Genomic DNA, 20,861 nt, shown 5'->3' with positions numbered 1-20,861 from the left:
AAATTCAAAGGAAATAAGGAGCCGTAGCCCCTTAGAATATCAACTTATTGTTTGATTACAAGTAAGCGTTCTTCTTGCATATCACGAATTGCAGACTGAATCCCTTCACGACCTAAACCCGAATCTTTCACGCCACCATAAGGCATATTATCAACTCTGAAAGTTGGTATATCATTGATAATTACTCCGCCCACATGTAGATGATCCCATGCATAGAGCATTTTATTGAGATTTTGAGTATATACACCAGCTTGTAAACCAAAGCGACCTTGGTTAATTACCTCGATCCCTTTCTCAAAGGTTTTGTATTTCTCTAAAATTGCCACAGGGCCAAATGCTTCATTTTGATAAATTTCCAGAGATTCATCGACATTCTCAAGTAAAGTTGGCTCGAATAAAACGCCTTTTAACGTGCCACCAATTAAGATTTTCGCACCCTTTTTCTCTGCTTTATCTACCCATTTTTTTAAACGAATCGCTTCTGCTTCTTTGATCATTGGACCCACTATCGTGGTTTCTACATCTGGATCTGCCGCAGATACTTTTTTCAACTTAGCTAAGATTTTTTTTCTAAATTCTATATAAATATCAGCATGTACTAAAATTCGTTGCACACTAATACACACCTGCCCCGCATGTCCATATGCACCACCAATCACTCGATCAATCAACGCATCACTTATTTCTGTATCAGGTTCAATTAAAACCGCTGCATTACCACCCAATTCGAGGGTTACTTTTTTTCGACCAGCACGTGCTTTCATATCCCAACCCACTTGATCAGAACCGGTAAAGCTGAGTAGCTTAAAACGATCATCCGTCACTAACACATCAGCATGTTCTCGTGGACAAGGCAAAATTGAAAATGCGCCTTTTGGTAAATCTGTTTCAGCCAAAATTTCTGCGATTTTTAATGCGGAAATTGGTGTCAAACTTGCTGGTTTCAATACAAATGGACAACCCGCTGCAATTGCTGGTGCAATTTTATGCGCTGTTAAATTCAAAGGAAAATTAAACGGACTGATCAGAGATACTGCACCAATCGGAACATGTTGTACCATTCCCCGATATGCAGAGGCCGCAGCGGTAACAGCCAAAGGCATTAGATGACCATTATTGAGTGTGGAGACAGCATCTGCCGCTAGTTGGAAAGTATTAATCAACCTTTCAACCTCAGCTGCTGCTGCAAGTTTAGGCTTTCCACCTTCGATAATTAAAATTTGTATTAATTCTTCACGTATTTCTTTAAAGCGTTTAACACAATGTAAGAGTATTTTTTGCTTCTGAAATGGCTTTAAAGCGGCCATTTCTTTTTCAGCTTTCACGGCTGCACTGATGGCTTTTTCTAAAGTTTTTGCATCTGCTAAAGCGACTTTTGCATAAATTTCCCCCGAAAATTTATCATGAACTTCAAGCCATTGCCCTGATTTGATCGCTTTATTGGCGACATAAAGGGGGAATTCAATCATTGCTTGATCAATAGAATCACTCATCCTACACCCTCGATTTAATCTTTTTAATAATGCAAAATTTGATAAACCCCTATATCATGCCTTCTGTTGATACAGTATTGAAATGTATTTAAGTAACAAAAAATAGGATGAAAAAACATTTCATCAAGAAGGACATATGAAATCTATTCAATTACCCTTATTTATCGCTGTATTAGGTCTAAGTTCATTTGCTCAAGCTGATTTTATTGGTTTAAAAGGTGATATCAGTTATTGGAGTCTTGGTGGAACTTCTCAAATCAATCATAAATCTGGTTTATCTAATAACACTGGTTCAGATGATTTATTATCAGATCCTTATGCTGGGCTAAACGCAGAACATGATTTAGATACTAAAGGTACGATTCAAGCCTCTGTTGCTTTTGAGCACCCTATTCCAATCCTTCCCAATGTAAAATTAAAATATACCAAGTTAGATACGGAAACTGAGTCTAATAATGAGTTTGCTAAAACTAAAATTGATTTAGACCATACAGATCTTATTCTTTACTATGAAATCTTAGACAACATTGTAAAAGCTGATGTCGGTGTAGGGGCAACTAAGCTCAATGGTACTGTAAAACAGTTTTCACAAAATGTTGATGTTGATGAATATGCTCCAATCCTTTATGCAGAGGCCGGCGCAAAACTACCGTTTACAGGTTTAAGTGCAAAAGCTGAAGCGACTTATACCAATGTCAATGATGTAAAAATCACAGACGCTCAGGCTGAAATTCAATATGACTTTGTAAAGTCTATAGTTTTAGATCTTGGTGCAAAAGTGGGTTACCGTATTTTAAATATTGAACTCAGTGATTTAGATAACCGCGATATGAAGTTTGATTTTAAAGGACCTTATATTGGTTTAAATGCACATTTTTAATAGAAACTATCCTTTTATGATCATGTACGCTTTTTCTTACATGGTCTGCCGAATTATGCGTATAGGCAGAACAACTAAATTTTAATATTATAAACACATCAGGAAACAGGAAGTTTCCACTAAAAACAAGAATAAGATAGGATGATAATGCAGGATAGCGAAAGGTACTACAGGAGTTATATCTTAGAACCAATACAAAAAACCTCAGGCATGGATGTCTGAGGTTTTTTATTTTGGATAGACTAAAAGCAATTAAAGTAAAACACTTACCACCTCATAAAAACCATCCCTTCAATAGCATCAATTTGAATCAGTTCAGTTTGTTTTTGAACCAGTTTAATCGCTTCATGCAAACCTATTGTTTTTGTATAAGAACCTTTTTGAGTAGGAACAGGAATGTCTGCATCTAATGAATAATCATCATTGACCATAAACTGTAAAGTACGATCATTTTTATCAACAATTCCTAAAAAATTTTCTGGCCTGATTAAGACAGATTGCATGATTTCTATGATTTCATCGATAGATGCGTACTGATCTTGAGCGGGTAAAACTTCATCACCATCATAATCTGTAAAGAAAAACTGGAAAATCAACATATTATTAACTGTTTTTATCGTAATACTTTAATTTTTAGCATAAAGGAACCACTGATTCAATAGCTAGACTCTTTCTATATCTCCACTTCAATAATGAACATAATGAGGTATACAGAACATGAGTTCAGTTTCATCAATACATAAGCTTAATCAGTGATCAATTTACTTAATATGACTAGATCTCTTTTATTCCGATAATAAGCACTGCGCATAAAAAAACACCCCGTTCTCGCTAGAGACCGGGGTGTTTTAGATTTAAAAGCTGGCGATGACTTACTCTCACATGGGTAACCCCACACTACCATCAGCGCTAAGAGGTTTCACTTCTGAGTTCGGGAAGGGATCAGGTGGTTCACTCTTGCTATTGTCGCCAGCAAACTGTTATGGACTTGTTCGGGTCTTATTTAAATGCCTTACTTCGTACCAAATGAGTTTAACAGAACATTTGAGTTGAATATTTTAACTAGCTTTACAACTAAATCAAGTATGTTTGATCTTTTATGAATCAAATGATGCTTCGTATACAACTGCTTGGGTGTTGTATAGTCAAGCCTCACGAGCAATTAGTATTGGTCAGCTTCATGCGTCACCGCACTTCCACATCCAACCTATCAACGTCGTAGTCTTCAACGGCTCTTTAGAGGACATAAAGTCCTAGGGAAATCTTATCTTGAGGTAGGCTTCCCGCTTAGATGCTTTCAGCGGTTATCCCTTCCGAACATAGCTACCCGGCGATGCGACTGGCGTCACAACCGGTACACCAGAGGTTCGTCCACTCTGGTCCTCTCGTACTAGGAGCAGATCCTCTCAAATTTCCAACGCCCACGGTAGATAGGGACCGAACTGTCTCACGACGTTCTAAACCCAGCTCGCGTACCTCTTTAAATGGCGAACAGCCATACCCTTGGGACCTGCTTCAGCCCCAGGATGAGATGAGCCGACATCGAGGTGCCAAACACCGCCGTCGATATGAACTCTTGGGCGGTATCAGCCTGTTATCCCCAGAGTACCTTTTATCCGTTGAGCGATGGCCCTTCCATACAGAACCACCGGATCACTAAGACCTACTTTCGTACCTGCTCGACTTGTGGGTCTCGCAGTTAAGCGCGCTTTTGCCTTTATACTCTACGCGTGATTTCCGACCACGCTGAGCGCACCTTCGTACTCCTCCGTTACTCTTTAGGAGGAGACCGCCCCAGTCAAACTACCCACCAGACATGGTCCTCGTCCCGGATAACGGGACAGAGTTAGAACCTCAATATTACCAGGGTGGTATTTCAAGGATGGCTCCATAGCAACTGGCGTCACTACTTCAAAGCCTCCCACCTATCCTACACAAGTAAGATCAAAGTTCAATGTCAAGCTGCAGTAAAGGTTCACGGGGTCTTTCCGTCTAGCCGCGGGTACACCGCATCTTCACGGCGAATTCGATTTCACTGAGTCTCTGCTGGAGACAGCGCCCCCATCATTATGCCATTCGTGCAGGTCGGAACTTACCCGACAAGGAATTTCGCTACCTTAGGACCGTTATAGTTACGGCCGCCGTTTACTGGGGCTTCGATCAAGAGCTTCGCTTACGCTAACCCCATCAATTAACCTTCCAGCACCGGGCAGGCATCACACCCTATACGTCCACTTTCGTGTTTGCAGAGTGCTATGTTTTTAATAAACAGTTGCAGGGGCCTGGTTTCTGTGGCTGCCAATAGCTCAAGGAGCAAGTCCTATCACCGTCAGCAGCGTACCTTCTCCCGAAGTTACGGTACCATTTTGCCTAGTTCCTTCAGCAGAGTTCTCTCAAGCGCTTTGGTCTACTCGACCTGACCACCTGTGTCGGTTTCGGGTACGATTCCTGTGTAACTGAAGCTTAGAGACTTTTCCTGGAAGCATAGTATCAGCCACTTCGCTAGTAAACTAGCTTGCTATCAGCTCTCAGCATAGAGCACCCCGGATTTGCCTAAGATGCATGCCTACTGCCTTTCACCTGGACAACCAACGCCAGGCTGACTTAACTTTCTCCGTCCTCTCATCGCATTACACAGAAGTATTGGAATATTAACCAATTTCCCATCGACTACGCCTCTCGGCCTCGCCTTAGGGGTCGACTCACCCAGCCCCGATTAACGTTGGACTGGAACCCTTGGTCTTTCAGCGTGCGAGTTTTTCACTCGCATTGTCGTTACTCACGTCAGCATTCGCACTTCTGATACCTCCAGCATACTTCTCAATACACCTTCATCGGCTTACAGAACGCTCCCCTACCACGTATACTAAGTATACATCCGCAGCTTCGGCATATAGTTTTAGCCCCGTTACATCTTCCGCGCAGGCCGACTCGACTAGTGAGCTATTACGCTTTCTTTAAAGGGTGGCTGCTTCTAAGCCAACCTCCTAGCTGTCTATGCCTTCCCACATCGTTTCCCACTTAACTATAATTTTGGGGCCTTAGCTGGCGGTCTGGATTGTTTTCCTCTTGACTACGGACGTTAGCACCCGCAGTCTGTCTCCCGGATAGTACTCATAGGTATTCGGAGTTTGCATCGGTTTGGTAAGTCGGGATGACCCCCTAGCCGAAACAGTGCTCTACCCCCTATGGTATTCGTCCGAGGCGCTACCTAAATAGCTTTCGGGGAGAACCAGCTATCACCGAGTTTGATTAGCCTTTCACCCCTATCCACAAGTCATCCCCTGGCTTTTCAACGACAGTGGGTTCGGTCCTCCAGTTAGTGTTACCCAACCTTCAACCTGCTCATGGATAGATCACCCGGTTTCGGGTCTATACCCAGCAACTAAACGCCCTATTAAGACTCGATTTCTCTACGGCTCCCCTATACGGTTAACCTTGCTACTGAATATAAGTCGCTGACCCATTATACAAAAGGTACGCAGTCACCGAACAAGTCGGCTCCCACTGCTTGTATGCATGCGGTTTCAGGATCTATTTCACTCCCCTCACAGGGGTTCTTTTCGCCTTTCCCTCACGGTACTGGTTCACTATCGGTCAGTCAGGAGTATTTAGCCTTGGAGGATGGTCCCCCCATATTCAGACAAGGTTTCACGTGCCTCGCCCTACTCGTCATCATTATATGTGCCCTTTCGTGTACGGGACTATCACCCTCTACGGTAGCACTTCCCAGAGCTTTCCGCTAAAACACATATAACTTAATGGGCTGATCCCCGTTCGCTCGCCGCTACTGAGGGAATCTCAATTGATTTCTTTTCCTAAGGGTACTGAGATGTTTCACTTCCCCTCGTTCGCCTCGCATGACTATGTATTCATCATGCGATACCTACCTTATGGTAAGTGGGTTTCCCCATTCAGAAATCTCCGGATCACAGGATATTTGCCGCCTCCCCGAAGCTTATCGCAGGCTATTACGTCTTTCATCGCCTCTGACTGCCAAGGCATCCACCACATGCACTTAATTACTTGACTATACAACCCCAAACAGTCGCTAATCCCTACAAGGAGGATCAACAATGTGGATTCAACCACTTCTATTTGTTGCCTGTGAATTTAATCACTATACAGCTTCAATTTAATTCATATACCAAAACGCTTGATTCAGTTTTATCGCTAGTTCTCATTTCATTCAATATTAACAATTGCTTGCTAACATCAACTAAAACGAGTTAAACAATTATTTCAACTCAAATATATTCTGTTAATGATTCACTACCGCCTCGTCAGCGAGTAGTTAACTGTGATAAATCACAGAACTTAATAAGCTATCGGCTTACTAAGTTCTGTAATCACTTAGTCTGTAATTAGTGGTGGAGACTAACGGAGTCGAACCGTTGACCTCCTGCGTGCAAAGCAGGCGCTCTACCAACTAAGCTAAGTCCCCAGCTTAAGATCTTAATATATCTGCTCTTCTGTGTTCAGTAGACTTGGTGGGTCTGACAAGACTTGAACTTGTGACCCCACGCTTATCAAGCGTGTGCTCTAACCAACTGAGCTACAGACCCTCAGATACATCAATGAAGAACAACTTGTTGTGGATTCTTACCAATCGTCAATCTTTCGTTAAGGAGGTGATCCAGCCGCAGGTTCCCCTACGGCTACCTTGTTACGACTTCACCCCAGTCATCGGCCACACCGTGGTAAGCGTCCTCCTTACGGTTAGACTACCTACTTCTGGTGCAACAAACTCCCATGGTGTGACGGGCGGTGTGTACAAGGCCCGGGAACGTATTCACCGCGGCATTCTGATCCGCGATTACTAGCGATTCCGACTTCATGGAGTCGAGTTGCAGACTCCAATCCGGACTACGATCGGCTTTTTGAGATTAGCATCCTATCGCTAGGTAGCAACCCTTTGTACCGACCATTGTAGCACGTGTGTAGCCCTGGTCGTAAGGGCCATGATGACTTGACGTCGTCCCCGCCTTCCTCCAGTTTGTCACTGGCAGTATCCTTAAAGTTCCCACCCGAAGTGCTGGCAAATAAGGAAAAGGGTTGCGCTCGTTGCGGGACTTAACCCAACATCTCACGACACGAGCTGACGACAGCCATGCAGCACCTGTATGTAAGTTCCCGAAGGCACCAATCCATCTCTGGAAAGTTCTTACTATGTCAAGACCAGGTAAGGTTCTTCGCGTTGCATCGAATTAAACCACATGCTCCACCGCTTGTGCGGGCCCCCGTCAATTCATTTGAGTTTTAGTCTTGCGACCGTACTCCCCAGGCGGTCTACTTATCGCGTTAGCTGCGCCACTAAAGCCTCAAAGGCCCCAACGGCTAGTAGACATCGTTTACGGCATGGACTACCAGGGTATCTAATCCTGTTTGCTCCCCATGCTTTCGTACCTCAGCGTCAGTATTAGGCCAGATGGCTGCCTTCGCCATCGGTATTCCTCCAGATCTCTACGCATTTCACCGCTACACCTGGAATTCTACCATCCTCTCCCATACTCTAGCTTCCCAGTATCGAATGCAATTCCCAAGTTAAGCTCGGGGATTTCACATCCGACTTAAAAAGCCGCCTACGCACGCTTTACGCCCAGTAAATCCGATTAACGCTCGCACCCTCTGTATTACCGCGGCTGCTGGCACAGAGTTAGCCGGTGCTTATTCTGCGAGTAACGTCCACTCATCCTAGGTATTAACTAGAAGAGCCTCCTCCTCGCTTAAAGTGCTTTACAACCATAAGGCCTTCTTCACACACGCGGCATGGCTGGATCAGGGTTCCCCCCATTGTCCAATATTCCCCACTGCTGCCTCCCGTAGGAGTCTGGGCCGTGTCTCAGTCCCAGTGTGGCGGATCATCCTCTCAGACCCGCTACAGATCGTCGCCTTGGTAGGCCTTTACCCCACCAACTAGCTAATCCGACTTAGGCTCATCTATTAACGCAAGGTCACAAGTGATCCCCTGCTTTCCCCCGTAGGGCGTATGCGGTATTAGCATCCCTTTCGAGATGTTGTCCCCCATTAATAGGCAGATTCCTAAGTATTACTCACCCGTCCGCCGCTAGGTCAATTACCGAAGCAATCTCCCCCGCTCGACTTGCATGTGTTAAGCCTGCCGCCAGCGTTCAATCTGAGCCATGATCAAACTCTTCAGTTAAAAATCATTAGTGACTTAAGGTCACAATTCTGGCTCATCAATGTACTGACAAATTCTCTCAAATAAACTTCGAGTAATTTAAACCAATCAATCAATGATAATATTTCGATCAATCAATCAGTAAAAATCCACACAAGTTGTTCTTCATATTCTCTTAATGATTAATTTATCACTTCGTCAGTGATAAATAAGACGCAATAAACATTTAACAACTTAACCCTCTAAGCTAAGTTCGTTTGCTGTATCGCGTCGGGATGAGCTCATTATAGGGCAATTTCTTACACACGCAAGTGCTTTTAACTGATTGTTTTATTGAGTGTTGTATTTTTATGCACTATTTTGGATCATTTTTAAACTTTTTATCGTGTAAGCTTTTAATATTAAAGCAGAAATATGAACAAAATATTTCTGCTTTATTTTTTAACTATTTTTTCACATTTGTTTTTATTGTTTGAATACTGATGATTTTTACAGCTTGTTTAGGCACATCTTGGTGCATACCAACTGTTTGTGTTGGTGTCTGTACGATTTTATCGACGATATCCAGTCCTTGAGTCACCTTACCAAATACTGCGTAACCAGGGTTTCCAGCAGACTTATTTAAAAAGTCATTATTTGCAACATTAATAAAGAATTGACTGGTTGCAGAGTTTGGCGCATTGGTTCGAGCCATTGCCAAAGTCCCACGAACGTTCTTTAAGCCATTGCTAGATTCATTCTGAATCGCTGGTTGCGTACTCTTCTCTTTCATGTTGCTATCAAAGCCACCACCTTGAATCATAAAACCAGGGATAACACGATGGAAAATGGTGCCGTTGTAAAATTGACTATTTACATAGCTCTTAAAATTTTTTACTGATATCGGGGCTTGATCATCATAAAGCTCTATATTGATGTTGCCTAAATTGGTTTTAATTTGCATATCTGTATTGGCGAACGCTTGATTCACCAAAACCACTAAAGCAAGACCGATACCTATCTTTTTGATCATTTTCTTTTCCTTAAACATTTTAAATTAATAAGCCTCTCATAGTAGTCTGCCTTTATTCTTTTGAAAAATGACATTTAAACACGTTTACCAATACTCAACAGTATTCACGACTATATTTATATAGCTGTCATAAGCCTTGCTGGTTGTTGAATATGTTTTATAAACAAAAAAAAGTATAGCTAAGCGATTGTTATTAGATTTTATAGAACAATTATTTTTTCTGATTACTTTTTAGCCAATCACTTTTGTTCCACGTGAAACAAAAGTGATTTGTAAAAGATGATATTTTGTTATTGTTTATCCCAGAATTTACGAAACTCTTTACTCATCTCTATAACGTATTTTTTAGCTTTACGTGAAACAGGGGTTAAGTTAATAAATCCGTGCGTTTGATCTTCATAATCCTGATAATGAACCTTTACGCCATTTTGACGTAACTTATAAGCATAAATTTTACCTTCATCATGCAAAAGATCATGTCCAGCCGTTACTACAAATGCAGGGGCAAGTTTCTTTAGCTGACCATTGGTTGGTGAAATGATTGGATCATCCAATGCCATATTAAAACGCGTCGCATAATAGTCAGTCACATAATCAATATCTGAGCCTGTCAAAACTAGGCCATCTTTATAAGCAAAGAAAGATGGATGTCGACTCTTAAAATCAACAGCAGGATAAATCAAGAACTGGGCTTGAGGCGCAAACACTGTATTGACTGTGCGTTGTGCAACAACAGCGCTAATATTTCCGCCAGCACTATCACCTGCAACCGCAATACGGTTTTTGAGAATTTTAAATTGACGGCGATTTTGATACACCCAAGCCAAAGCATCTTCACAAGATTGAATTAAGTCACGTGGGCTAACTTCAGGTGCGAGTGGATATTCAATACTTAAAACCTGAACTTTTGCATGGGCAGCAATTAGGCGACACACTTCATCATGGGTGTCCACACTACCCACCACAAAACCACCGCCATGATAAAATACAATCATTGGCAATTTTTTATTTGGTGCAGGATGGTAATGGCGTGCATAGACGCTGCCACTTTGCAGCGGAAGACGAATATCTTCAACAAATTGGATATGGGTCGATTTATTTATAATAGATTGCATTTGTGATTCAAATTGCTTTCTAGAGCGCTCTACATCTGCGCCAATAAAACCCACTTTGCCCTGTTTAAGTTGAGCTGCCATCAAACATTTGGTGAAGCTATCCAATTGAGGAAACTGGTACGGGTAACCCAATAACTTGGTTAATGACTCTTGAGCGAATGTAGGCAAACGATCTAAAGCCCTACCTGCTGAACCCTGCCCTTTTTCGACTAAATCATGAATACTACGTTGAAAAGCAACCATTATGATTCTTCCTTAAATGTTCAAATTCTTCATATTGTCTACATGATCAGGCATCGACTGACTATAATCTTATACAAGTCTCATCATCGATATACAAATATAATTTTTAAATACGCTAATCTGAGTTAAATGACTTGTCATTGACTATTTTGCTATATCTGAATTTTTTTTTGCTATTTTGCTTGCTAAATGGAGACAACTTATGGCTATAAAAGCATTAATTGTTTCATTCATGACGTCTATTATTGCTGTTGGTTGTGTTGCATTTCCTGAAGATGGTTATGACTCTCGCGGCTATGGGCAACCAGTGTATCGAGATTATGGCTATGGACAACATTATGATCCAAGATATGACCGAAACAATGATCGCCAACGTTGGGAACGCGAGCGAGCCTATCGTTTACAACAAATGCGCATTGAACAAGAACGGCGCCAAAAGAACTGGGATAAACAACGTTGGCAATATGAACAAGCCAAACGTGATCAAATGAAAAGGCAGCAATGGGAACAACATAGAAAAGATTGGAACAATAAATCAAATCGTGACCACCGCTGGGACAACCGACCTGATCAAAAACAGTGGCAACAGCGTGATCGTCAAAATCAACAACAGCAACGTGATAAAAGACGTGATGAGCGTAAAAACAGAGATCAAAACAAAGATTAATCTTCAAGAATCTGGGGCTAACCCAGATTCTTTTGTCTTTTTAGCAAATAATTTAATCATTTATAAAAGCAAAAGTAATGATTTTCCTCAGTAATTAATAGCTTTTGGCGTTTCTTATTTGCTGAGGAAATTTTGTCATTTGGGTCATTGCGAACTGACTCATTTCAAGTAATGATTTCAATAACATCAATTCATCATTGAACTTGAACAATTGATTTGGAAAATCGATTGTTCAGAATAGATCATGTTTGGTTTAGCAATAAACGATTTTCTAAACTAGATACATTTTTGATGTCACAAAGTTCTATTGATCGAAGCTCTTCGATTTGATTGAACATGAATAATATTGATCATGGAAAGGAAAAAAATAATGAAATGGTCTAATGCTCTCATTGCTGCTGCGGGTCTTTTGCTTGCAACATCTGCCACCCAAGCAAAACAAGTTATGTGTGTGTTTGATTTAGTGGGTAAAAATGGTGATGTTTTTACCTTAATGAAAGATTATCAACTTGCAGCGAAAAACTGGGGTGCGGATCTGGAATTAAAAGTGAATTCAAATGAATCTGTTATTGCTGAAGATTTTAAAGCGGGTAAATGTGATGCTGTCAGTATCACAGGTATGCGTGGCCGACAATTTAATAGTTTCACCGGCTCTTTAGATGCAATTGGTGCGATTCCAGATCTCAATCTCGCGGTAAAAGTAATGCAAGGATTAGCAAATCCAAACTTTGCAAAATACATGACCAGTGGAAAATATGAAGTTGTTGGTGTTATTCCAGTAGGTGATGCTTTCCTGATGGTCAATGATCGCAATATCAATACAGTTGCAAAAGCAGCAGGTAAAAAAATTGCGGTACTCGACTATGACCAAGCACAAAAAATTATGGTTCAACAAATCGGTGCTCAAGCAGTTGCCGCGGATGTTACAAATTTTGGCAGTAAATTCAATAATGGTCAGGTTGATATTATTGGTGCACCTGCAGCTGTATTTAAACCTTTAGAGCTGCATAAGGGTTTAGGCACCAAAGGCGCTATTGTGAATTACCCACTGCTACAAGTCACAGGTAATATTATCATTCGTCCAGATAAATTCCCTGCTGGCTATGGTCAAAAATCTCGTGATTGGATTAAAACGCAATTGCCTCGTGCAAACACCATCATTGGAAAAATGAAAGCAGATATTCCGGCGAAATACTGGATGCAAGTTCCAGATGGTGATAAGCCTGGTTATCAAAAACTCATGCGTGAATCTCGTATCAGTTTGACCAAACAAGGCGTTTATAACAAACAAATGATGAAAATCCTTTGGCAATTCCGTTGTAAAAACGATCCGAAAAACTTTGAATGTGCGCTACAAGATGAGAACTACAAATAATTCTAGATTAAATCCGATAAATTTAGTCTGAATTTACTTTAAAGTTCACTCACTGACCATATATTGAGTATGTTATACTGAATATATGGTCTTTTCATTTAAGCCATTTGAAATCTGAGGAACAATATCATGACCGCCCAAGCACTTGAGCTGACTGACAATGCTGCAAATAAAGTTCGCCAACTTCGTGATAGCGAAGGTAATCAAGATCTGATGTTACGTGTCTATGTAACGGGTGGCGGCTGTTCAGGATTTTCTTATGGTTTTAACTTTGCCGAAAGTATGAATGAAGATGATGCTGAATTTATAAATGGTGATGTAAAAATGTTGGTTGACTCGTTGAGTTATCAATATCTCATCGGTTCTAAAGTTGACTATATTGAAGGCTTAGAAGGCTCACGTTTTATTGTAGAAAACCCGAATGCAACAACAACTTGTGGTTGTGGTTCATCATTCTCAATTTAATTCAAAGCATATTTTTGAAGCAAATCATGCCCTCTTCTTGTGAGGGCATTTTTATGCTTGAGACATCAATCTTAAATCGTTTCTAAAATATGTTGGCTTAATTGTTTAGCATTCTGTACTGGTATCCAATGCGTCGCATCCATCACAATTTCTTTATAAGCTGCTTTTACATAATGATGATTTAACGCCACGCTTTTAGAACCGATCGCTGAGTCATGTTTGCCCCAAATAAATAAAGTCGGCACACAAACTGGTTGGGTTAAATTTTTATTTGAACTAAATGGAAGTCCTCGATACCAATTTAATGCAGAACTTAGACGCTTTTCCTCCACGATGTCTTGTTGGAAATCTTCAAGTTGTTTTGCGGTCATACCTGAATCTTTTAATAAACCCAGACCCAACTTGGGTAGTTTCTCAAATAATAATTCTGGAATTTTAGGTAACTGGAATAAACCGATATAGTAAGATTTTAACAATTGATTACTACTTAACATCGAACGCATAAATGCCGCTTTATGCGGTACAGAAATCGTAATCAAATGTTTTATTTTTTCAGGATAACGTTGAGCAACATCCCAAGCAACCACTGCCCCCCAATCATGTCCAACCAAATAAACCTGTTGTTGGATCATATCGATTAAAGCATTTACATCTTCAACTAAAGCAGAACTTCTATAATCACGGCGGTTTTGCGGTTGTGCACCTAAACTATAACCACGTTGATTAACAGCAAAAGTACGATAACCGTTTTGATTCAAGATCTCTGCGGTTTCTTGCCAGCTTTTATTGGTTTCAGGAAAACCATGTAACAAGACAAAAGGCTGCCCATCCCAAGGACCCGAATCTATCACATCAAAGCTAAAACCCTCTCTTTGAAATGATTCTATGCGCTGTTTCTGTATCGCTAAGTTCATTGTGATCTCAGTTTTAATTTTTATTGATATTGGAAGCTTATGCACTATTTTTTAACAGCAGTAAAGGACAATCTCAGCGCTAAACAGGTCGATCATTGTTCTACAAAATATCTCACACTGCCAAGCAAAAATGAAACCACAGTTTGAAGTAAAATAATCAGTAGCAATTATAAATCAGCAAAACTGGTTTCATTTTGGTTGCTTTCATTTGTTTTACAGCGCATTTATTCTTATGTAAATATTGATTGCTAAGGTGTATAACTCACTTTAACAAGCATATTAGTTTTAAACTGCTGTAATCGTGCCTAAGATACGATAGCCTTTTGCCCCTGTAACAGCAGGTAGGTTGCCACTTAACTGTTGGTCAAAGCGCATGGCGAGCCACGCAAATGCGGTTGCTTCTACCCATGTCGGTGCTAAACCTAATGCAGAAGTCGATTGTACAGACCAATTGTGCTTACGTAGACGCCAACGGAGTTGTTCAAGTAGATGTGAGTTATAAGCACCTCCACCACAAACATAGACCTCACCCGTATCTAGGGGCGAACGATAAATGGCTTTCTTGATGGCACGTGTCGTGAGTTTCATCAATGTTGCCTGAATATTTTCAGGGGTATCTTCTAATTCATCGTATTCTAAATCATTCCGCCAATCTAAAATCTGCTCATCTAACCATTCCAAATTAAAGTCCTCACGCCCTGTACTTTTTGGAGGTTCTTTAGAGAAGTATTCATTTGCTTGCAGGCGGTCTAATAATGAACGTATCGGTTGACCATAAGCGGCCCAATTGCCATTTTCGTCATAAGGTTGTCCGGTATAACGATGACACCACGCATCCATAAGAATATTGGCAGGACCTGTATCAAAACCATAAACATTCTGCTCATCACCAGCAGGCAGCATGCTGACATTGGCAATCCCCCCTAAATTGAGAATCACTCGATGAATGGTTGAATGCTGGAATAAAGCTTGATGAAACGCTGGAACTAGAGGAGCACCCTGCCCACCTGCCGCCATATCACGACGACGAAAATCTGAAATCACAGGAATTTGAGTAATTTCCGTAATAATATTTGGATCACCAATTTGTAAAGTAAACCCATGTTCTGGGCGATGCCGAATGGTTTGTCCATGACAACCAATCGCTTTAATTTGGCTTTTATCTAAATTATTTTCTTGTATGAGTTGGTTAATACCATTGCCAATCATGGTTGCAAGAGCAACATCAGCCTTACCCATTCGATCGATTTCATTATCATCAGGTAAGGTCAATGCCATTAATTCATCACGTAAATGAGGATCAAAAGCGACTGTAAGCGTGGCATGGAGATGTAAAGGATCAAATGAAGCAGCAACAAAATCGACGCCATCCATGCTGGTTCCAGTCATTACGCCAATATAGATTGTTGTCATGAGATATTCTTCGCCTGCATTATGCTGAAAAAATGTTAGTATATCGCACAAATAGTCTAACTGAAGTATTTGGGTTTTTGTAATGTCAAATTTCCTGCCGGCTGAAGAACAACTTGCCCTCATTCGCCGAGGCACTCACGAAATTATTTCTGAAGAAGATCTTCTGAAGAAACTAAAAGAAAATCGTCCTTTAAAAATTAAAGCAGGATTTGATCCAACTGCACCAGATTTACATTTGGGTCATACTGTTTTAATTAACAAATTAAAAGCGTTTCAAGATCTAGGTCATGATGTCACCTTTTTGATTGGTGATTATACTGCCATGATTGGTGACCCAACAGGTAAGAGTGCGACTCGTCCACCGCTATCGCGTGAACAAGTTTTAGAAAATGCCAAAACATATCAAGAACAAGTGTTTAAAATTCTTGATCCAAATAAAACCAAAGTTCGTTTTAACTCGGAATGGTTTGCAACAAAAACCGCTGCTGATTTGATTCAATTGGCTTCGCAACAAACTGTTGCGCGTATGCTCGAACGTGATGACTTCACTAAACGCTATAATAGCCATCAACCGATTGCTATTCATGAGTTTTTATATCCTTTGGTTCAAGGTTACGACTCTATCGCGCTTGAAGCTGATGTTGAGCTTGGTGGTACAGACCAAACCTTTAACTTACTCATGGGGCGTACTCTTCAAGGTCGTTATGACCAAGAAGCTCAAGTATGCATTACCGTACCAATCCTAGAAGGTTTGGATGGTGTCAATAAAATGTCGAAGTCTTTAGGCAACTATATTGGTGTATTTGATGCCCCAGGCGCAATGTACCAAAAAGTATTGTCTATGCCTGACAGCTTGATTGAACGCTATTTTGAATTACTCAGCTTTAAGTCTATGGACGAAATTGACGTTCTTCTCAAAGAAATGGCTGAAGGTCGTAATCCGCAAGACATTAAGAAAATTCTTGCACTTGAGTTGGTTGAACGCTTCCATGGCGCAGAAGCTGCTGAACATGCACATAAAGGTGCGGGTAACTTAATCACTGAAGGCGAGCTACCTGAAGGTACGCCTGAAGTGACTATTTCTCGTGGTGAATACAACGGAGAAATCTCGATTGTTTCTATTTTACGTGCCGCAGGCTTAACCAAGAATTCAGCACAATCTAAAGATGCTGTTTCACGTGGAGCCGTAAAAGTAGATTGGGAAGTTGTGGATGCAAACTTCACTGTAAAAGAAAATGTTACTTTGGTTATTCAGGCAAGTAAAAAAGCCATTGCAAAAGTGACCTTTACCGATTAATCCCGTGTAAGCCAATAAAACCAGAAAAGCCATCAACATTGATGGCTTTTTTTATTGAATAAATTTATTCACCTGCAAGTGAACATTCAAAGTTGGTGCGATCTACCGTACAGCGTGCTTTTTTCAGTACCGACATCATCACAGGATCGTACACCCCTCTTTTTGTTAACTCAATCCACCCTTCTCGCAATAATTTCTGATAACGGAGTGCAACATCCTTAGACACATTTAATTTATATTTTGCTGGAATTTCAGCTTCCATTTTTTCTATTTTCTTAAATGAACTTGGTAACTGCTTCACAGCCCACTCAGGTGACTTAATACCAAAACCTTCTGGAAACTGCTCAGGTTTAATAATTAAATCGGCAGTCACATTCACTACGGTATAAGTAAACATTGCACCATTGCTAGCTAAACCTTTATAAATTTCCAATGGTTTATAGGTATAGGCTGGCGAAGCAATCGCATCCACCTCACCATCATTAAATTTTTTCACAAAATTAAAAATATCAGAAGGAACCCCGATTGCACCTACACGTTCAACGGCAACCTTTTGTGCAAGATCGTAATGCAGATATGCAAACTTTTTACCTTTACCCTTTTCCAAAGTATTCATTGCGCGATCTTTAACAAAGATATAAGCAATACCAATCGGGGTAATCATTGCCAATTCATATTTGACCCCATTTTTTTCAGAAACCAGTCTTTTTGCATTGCGTTTATCCAAGGCATAGTTGATCGCTCTTCTGGCAATTTCATTGTTGGGAATTCCTCCCAAAGCATCAATAGATCCACCAAATTTATTGTATTCACGTGAGCGCATGGTGGTCATTGCAGCGGCATCACATTTATTGGTTTTAAATTTTTTATCCACGGCTTCTTCTGACTGATACACGGTTAAATTAATATCAGCGCCCCATGCTTTGGCTGCTAAAGCCCATTCTTCCAAGAGTTTATAAGATTCACCCGCTTTACCCAGTAAATCAAACACACACACATTTTGTTTTGCCTGTAGCAGAGGTGAAAAAAGCTGAAAAAATAATCGGTAAATATCCTATTTTATTCATCATCTCACATCCATATTTTTATAAATAGATTTATCCTTGTAGATGTAAAAGCAATCCGAGTCTTTTACTTTAACTGCATATTTTTAGGTGATACTGTGATTAATTCTACATAAATTGGATATTTTGTATTAATTTTTTAACCAACTTTTAGATGAGATAAAAAATTCAGGGCAAAATTCTGATAAAAATAAGTAGCTGAGCTGATTTCATTGAGCGGTTTTTTATTGAGTGGTTTTAAAATTAAAATATTCTAATGATTATTGCTGGTTTGCGAGATATACGCTTTTTTTATTTAAGCATGCACCATAAAGCATTGTTTATTTTTTTGAATTGATCCTATTTACCCAATTTATTGTGCTTTTCACTCAAGAAAAGACATTTTGTCACTTCTTTTATCAAATACATTTTTTGAACTCTACCATTTATCCTTTACTATACCGCATCCGATATTCAATAGTCAGTTTCCTATGATTCAGTTAGACCAACTTTCAATTCGCCGTGGTGGACGCATTTTATTCCAAAAAGCGTCTATGCAACTTCATCCTGGTTGGAAAATTGGTTTAACAGGTGTAAATGGTGCGGGTAAATCCACATTGTTCTCAGCACTTTTGGGTGGAATGGAGTCAGACAGTGGTAGCTTAACCCGTCCAAATATATGGACCGTTGCCCATATGGCTCAGGAAATCAAAGCCTTAGATATGAAAGCTATTGATTTTGTATTATCTGGCGATGAAGAATATTGGCTAATACAAGACAAACTAAACCATTCTGAAGATTTGAGTAATGATGAGTTAGCGCATTTATATAGCCGTTTTGAAGAAATTCATGGCTATACAGCTGCATCTAAAGCATCTCAACTGATGGCCGGTTTAGGTTTTTTTGAGCATCAATCAGAACTTTTGGTTTCAAGTTTCTCTGGTGGGTGGCGGATGCGTTTAAATCTTGCTCGTACCCTGATGAGTCGTTCAGACTTACTATTACTCGATGAACCGACCAACCATTTAGATTTAGATGCAATTTTATGGTTAGAAGATTGGCTCAAGGCATATGAAGGGACACTCATTTTAATTTCACATGACCGCGATTTCTTAGATGCAATCACAGATCATATTTTGCATATCGAAAATCAAGTACTGACTTTATATACCGGCAACTACTCAACTTTTGAAACTACACGTGCTGAGCGATTAGCACAACAACAACAAGCTTTTGAAAAGCAACAAGAAGCTAAAGCACACTTACAAAAATTTATTGACCGGTTTAAAGCCAAAGCGACTAAAGCACGACAAGCGCAAAGCCGCATTAAACAACTTGAACGTATGCAAGAGCTTGCCCCTGCACATGTGGATAATCCATTTACCTTTAGTTTCCGTGAACCAAGCAAAATGAGTTCACCACTGCTCACACTTGAACATGCAGATATTGGCTATGGCGATAAATTGATTGTCACCAATGTAAATTTGCAGATTACACCAAGTAGTCGTATCGGTTTACTGGGAATGAATGGTGCAGGTAAATCGACCCTAATCAAATCTTTAGTGGGTGATTTGCCACTGATTCAAGGTTTACGTAAAGATTCAGAATTACTCAATATTGGTTATTTTGCCCAGCATCAAATGGATGCTTTAGATGGCAATGCCAGCCCGATGTTACAACTTTCTCGCATTGCTGACCCGAAGATCAGTGAAGCAGCCTTACGCTCCTTTTTAGGAAGTTTTGGCTTTAGTGGCGAACGTATGGACACCCCAAGTGAAAGCTTCTCTGGCGGTGAACGTGCGCGTTTGGCTTTGGCTTTAATCGTTTGGTTACGTCCAAATGTTTTAATCCTCGACGAACCTACTAACCATTTAGATTTAGATATGCGCCATGCACTTACGATGGCTTTACAGGATTTTGAAGGGGCTGTGGTTTTAGTTTCCCATGAGCGTCAGCTGATCGCTTCAGTCTGTGATGAACTTATTTTGGTCCATGCAGGTCAAAGTAAGGAATTTGACGGGGATTTACAAGATTATGCAACGTGGTTACGTCAAGCACGTATCGATATGATCAAGAATGGACAACAGCCTAGTGCCCCTGTTCAATCTCAGGTGGTTGAAAAACCAAGTATTTCAAAACTCGATAAAGAAGCACAACGTAAAGAAGCAGCTCGTCAACGTGAACTGAGCCGTCCTATTCGTAAAAATATCGAGAAAATTGAAAGTCAAATTGGAAAAATTCAACCTAGACTTGTAGAAATTGAAGCATTACTTGCAGACTCAACCCTTTATGAGGCAAACCGTAAAGAAGATTTACTCAAACTCATGAATGAACAGACAGAGTTAAAAGTAAAATTAGAACAAGCTGAAGAAAAAATGCTTGAATTGATGATGGAACTAGAAACATTAGAAAGTTCTTTCGATTAAAAGGCACTTTTAATTAAAAAGTACTATTTAATACAATAAGCTCCTCAAATCAGCTAGAAATAGGCAGATGCTTTTTCTAGCTTTATTTTTAATAAAATAACATTAATAATCAACAACCTAACTAATTAAAACATTTTATTATTTAAATTTTTAACCGCAACTTAATCATTTCAACAAAATTTAAAGCACTTTATCACTTCTCATAAATCTTCAGTAATTCAATACATAGCCACGCTATGCAAACACATTCTCGTATTGATTCTCATTATTCGAGACCCACAGATCAAAAGAAGGCTTTTTAACACAATAATCCAATAAAAATCATAAGCTTATTTTATTTAACATCCAGTCACTTCCAAGCCTAAAAGCATCTTCA

The 20,861-nt window shown here is 40.1% G+C and carries 13 protein-coding genes, 2 tRNA genes and 3 rRNA genes; 6 read left to right on the top strand and 12 right to left on the bottom strand.

Annotated features, from left to right (window positions below):
* Window positions 1–44: 44 nt before the first annotated feature.
* Entirely contained in the window at window positions 45–1,493 is a 1,449-nt protein-coding gene (locus AC4CUY_RS21050) for an aldehyde dehydrogenase family protein (RefSeq protein WP_419361617.1), read from the bottom strand.
* Between the two features lie 136 nt (window positions 1,494–1,629).
* Here AC4CUY_RS21050 and AC4CUY_RS21045 point away from each other — a divergent pair, with 136 nt between their 5' ends.
* Window positions 1,630–2,373, top strand: coding sequence for a TIGR04219 family outer membrane beta-barrel protein (locus AC4CUY_RS21045; protein WP_419329252.1), 744 nt, complete (start codon window positions 1,630–1,632; stop codon window positions 2,371–2,373).
* 266 nt (window positions 2,374–2,639) lie between these two features.
* On the opposite strand, the gene AC4CUY_RS21040 is transcribed toward AC4CUY_RS21045, so the two are convergent.
* The 8 genes from AC4CUY_RS21040 to AC4CUY_RS21005 form a co-directional block, all read right to left on the bottom strand.
* Window positions 2,640–2,972 (bottom strand): hypothetical protein, encoded by a 333-nt coding sequence (locus AC4CUY_RS21040; protein WP_490774647.1) that lies wholly within the window; start codon window positions 2,970–2,972, stop codon window positions 2,640–2,642.
* A 260-nt stretch (window positions 2,973–3,232) separates the two neighbouring features.
* Window positions 3,233–3,347 (bottom strand): 5S ribosomal RNA (gene rrf, locus AC4CUY_RS21035).
* Between the two features lie 167 nt (window positions 3,348–3,514).
* Window positions 3,515–6,405: ribosomal RNA gene (locus AC4CUY_RS21030) — 23S ribosomal RNA — on the bottom strand.
* A gap of 336 nt (window positions 6,406–6,741) precedes the next feature.
* A tRNA-Ala gene (locus AC4CUY_RS21025) sits at window positions 6,742–6,817 on the bottom strand.
* Window positions 6,818–6,861: 44 nt separating this feature from the next.
* Window positions 6,862–6,938, bottom strand: a tRNA-Ile gene (locus AC4CUY_RS21020).
* 59 nt (window positions 6,939–6,997) lie between these two features.
* A 16S ribosomal RNA gene (locus AC4CUY_RS21015) occupies window positions 6,998–8,536 on the bottom strand.
* The 16S, 23S and 5S rRNA genes sit together here with 2 tRNA genes alongside, the layout of an rRNA operon.
* Window positions 8,537–8,960: 424 nt before the next feature.
* Window positions 8,961–9,527: a peptidylprolyl isomerase gene (locus AC4CUY_RS21010; RefSeq protein WP_336954643.1), complete on the bottom strand. Its 567-nt coding sequence runs from the start codon at window positions 9,525–9,527 to the stop codon at window positions 8,961–8,963.
* A 290-nt stretch (window positions 9,528–9,817) separates the two neighbouring features.
* Window positions 9,818–10,885, bottom strand: a complete 1,068-nt coding sequence (locus tag AC4CUY_RS21005; protein ID WP_336954641.1) for an alpha/beta hydrolase — start codon at window positions 10,883–10,885, stop codon at window positions 9,818–9,820.
* A gap of 202 nt (window positions 10,886–11,087) precedes the next feature.
* Between AC4CUY_RS21005 and AC4CUY_RS21000 the strand changes: the two genes are divergently transcribed.
* From AC4CUY_RS21000 to erpA, 3 genes are all read left to right on the top strand, one after another.
* Window positions 11,088–11,552 (top strand): hypothetical protein, encoded by a 465-nt coding sequence (locus AC4CUY_RS21000; protein WP_490774646.1) that lies wholly within the window; start codon window positions 11,088–11,090, stop codon window positions 11,550–11,552.
* A 370-nt stretch (window positions 11,553–11,922) separates the two neighbouring features.
* The gene (locus AC4CUY_RS20995; RefSeq protein WP_004818193.1) at window positions 11,923–12,927 is read left to right on the top strand and encodes a putative solute-binding protein; all 1,005 of its coding nucleotides are present in this window, start codon (window positions 11,923–11,925) and stop codon (window positions 12,925–12,927) included.
* 129 nt (window positions 12,928–13,056) lie between these two features.
* A complete protein-coding gene (erpA, locus tag AC4CUY_RS20990; RefSeq protein WP_309284088.1) occupies window positions 13,057–13,392 on the top strand; it encodes an iron-sulfur cluster insertion protein ErpA in 336 nt (111 codons plus the stop codon).
* A 71-nt stretch (window positions 13,393–13,463) separates the two neighbouring features.
* Here the strand turns inward: erpA and AC4CUY_RS20985 are convergent, their stop codons facing one another.
* Window positions 13,464–14,306: an alpha/beta fold hydrolase gene (locus AC4CUY_RS20985; RefSeq protein WP_490774645.1), complete on the bottom strand. Its 843-nt coding sequence runs from the start codon at window positions 14,304–14,306 to the stop codon at window positions 13,464–13,466.
* A 285-nt stretch (window positions 14,307–14,591) separates the two neighbouring features.
* Complete coding sequence (locus tag AC4CUY_RS20980; protein WP_419328816.1) at window positions 14,592–15,719, bottom strand: anhydro-N-acetylmuramic acid kinase; 1,128 nt, start codon at window positions 15,717–15,719, stop codon at window positions 14,592–14,594.
* A gap of 82 nt (window positions 15,720–15,801) precedes the next feature.
* On the opposite strand from AC4CUY_RS20980, the gene tyrS reads away from it, so the two are divergent.
* A complete protein-coding gene (tyrS, locus tag AC4CUY_RS20975) occupies window positions 15,802–17,016 on the top strand; it encodes a tyrosine--tRNA ligase (protein WP_004718921.1) in 1,215 nt (404 codons plus the stop codon).
* A 64-nt stretch (window positions 17,017–17,080) separates the two neighbouring features.
* Here tyrS and AC4CUY_RS20970 read toward each other — a convergent pair whose 3' ends face one another.
* Window positions 17,081–18,067, bottom strand: a complete 987-nt coding sequence (locus AC4CUY_RS20970; RefSeq protein ID WP_490774685.1) for a putative solute-binding protein — start codon at window positions 18,065–18,067, stop codon at window positions 17,081–17,083.
* Between the two features lie 483 nt (window positions 18,068–18,550).
* Between AC4CUY_RS20970 and AC4CUY_RS20965 the strand changes: the two genes are divergently transcribed.
* Window positions 18,551–20,485, top strand: coding sequence for an ATP-binding cassette domain-containing protein (locus AC4CUY_RS20965; RefSeq protein ID WP_336954633.1), 1,935 nt, complete (start codon window positions 18,551–18,553; stop codon window positions 20,483–20,485).
* Window positions 20,486–20,861 lie beyond the last annotated feature (376 nt).

The organism is Acinetobacter sp. 778_lipA (assembly GCF_058242985.1).
This window is presented reverse-complemented; position numbering and strand designations above follow the sequence as displayed.

What these genes read in the sequence shown, in the direction of transcription:
- AC4CUY_RS21050 (WP_419361617.1), bottom strand. Translation starts at nt 1,493, where the DNA reads ATGAGTGATTCTATTGATCAAGCAATGATTGAATTCCCCCTTTATGTC.
- AC4CUY_RS21045 (WP_419329252.1), top strand. Translation starts at nt 1,630, where the DNA reads ATGAAATCTATTCAATTACCCTTATTTATCGCTGTATTAGGTCTAAGT.
- AC4CUY_RS21040 (WP_490774647.1), bottom strand. Translation starts at nt 2,972, where the DNA reads ATGTTGATTTTCCAGTTTTTCTTTACAGATTATGATGGTGATGAAGTT.
- AC4CUY_RS21010 (WP_336954643.1), bottom strand. Translation starts at nt 9,527, where the DNA reads ATGATCAAAAAGATAGGTATCGGTCTTGCTTTAGTGGTTTTGGTGAAT.
- AC4CUY_RS21005 (WP_336954641.1), bottom strand. Translation starts at nt 10,885, where the DNA reads ATGGTTGCTTTTCAACGTAGTATTCATGATTTAGTCGAAAAAGGGCAG.
- AC4CUY_RS21000 (WP_490774646.1), top strand. Translation starts at nt 11,088, where the DNA reads ATGGCTATAAAAGCATTAATTGTTTCATTCATGACGTCTATTATTGCT.
- AC4CUY_RS20995 (WP_004818193.1), top strand. Translation starts at nt 11,923, where the DNA reads ATGAAATGGTCTAATGCTCTCATTGCTGCTGCGGGTCTTTTGCTTGCA.
- erpA (WP_309284088.1), top strand. Translation starts at nt 13,057, where the DNA reads ATGACCGCCCAAGCACTTGAGCTGACTGACAATGCTGCAAATAAAGTT.
- AC4CUY_RS20985 (WP_490774645.1), bottom strand. Translation starts at nt 14,306, where the DNA reads ATGAACTTAGCGATACAGAAACAGCGCATAGAATCATTTCAAAGAGAG.
- AC4CUY_RS20980 (WP_419328816.1), bottom strand. Translation starts at nt 15,719, where the DNA reads ATGACAACAATCTATATTGGCGTAATGACTGGAACCAGCATGGATGGC.
- tyrS (WP_004718921.1), top strand. Translation starts at nt 15,802, where the DNA reads ATGTCAAATTTCCTGCCGGCTGAAGAACAACTTGCCCTCATTCGCCGA.
- AC4CUY_RS20965 (WP_336954633.1), top strand. Translation starts at nt 18,551, where the DNA reads ATGATTCAGTTAGACCAACTTTCAATTCGCCGTGGTGGACGCATTTTA.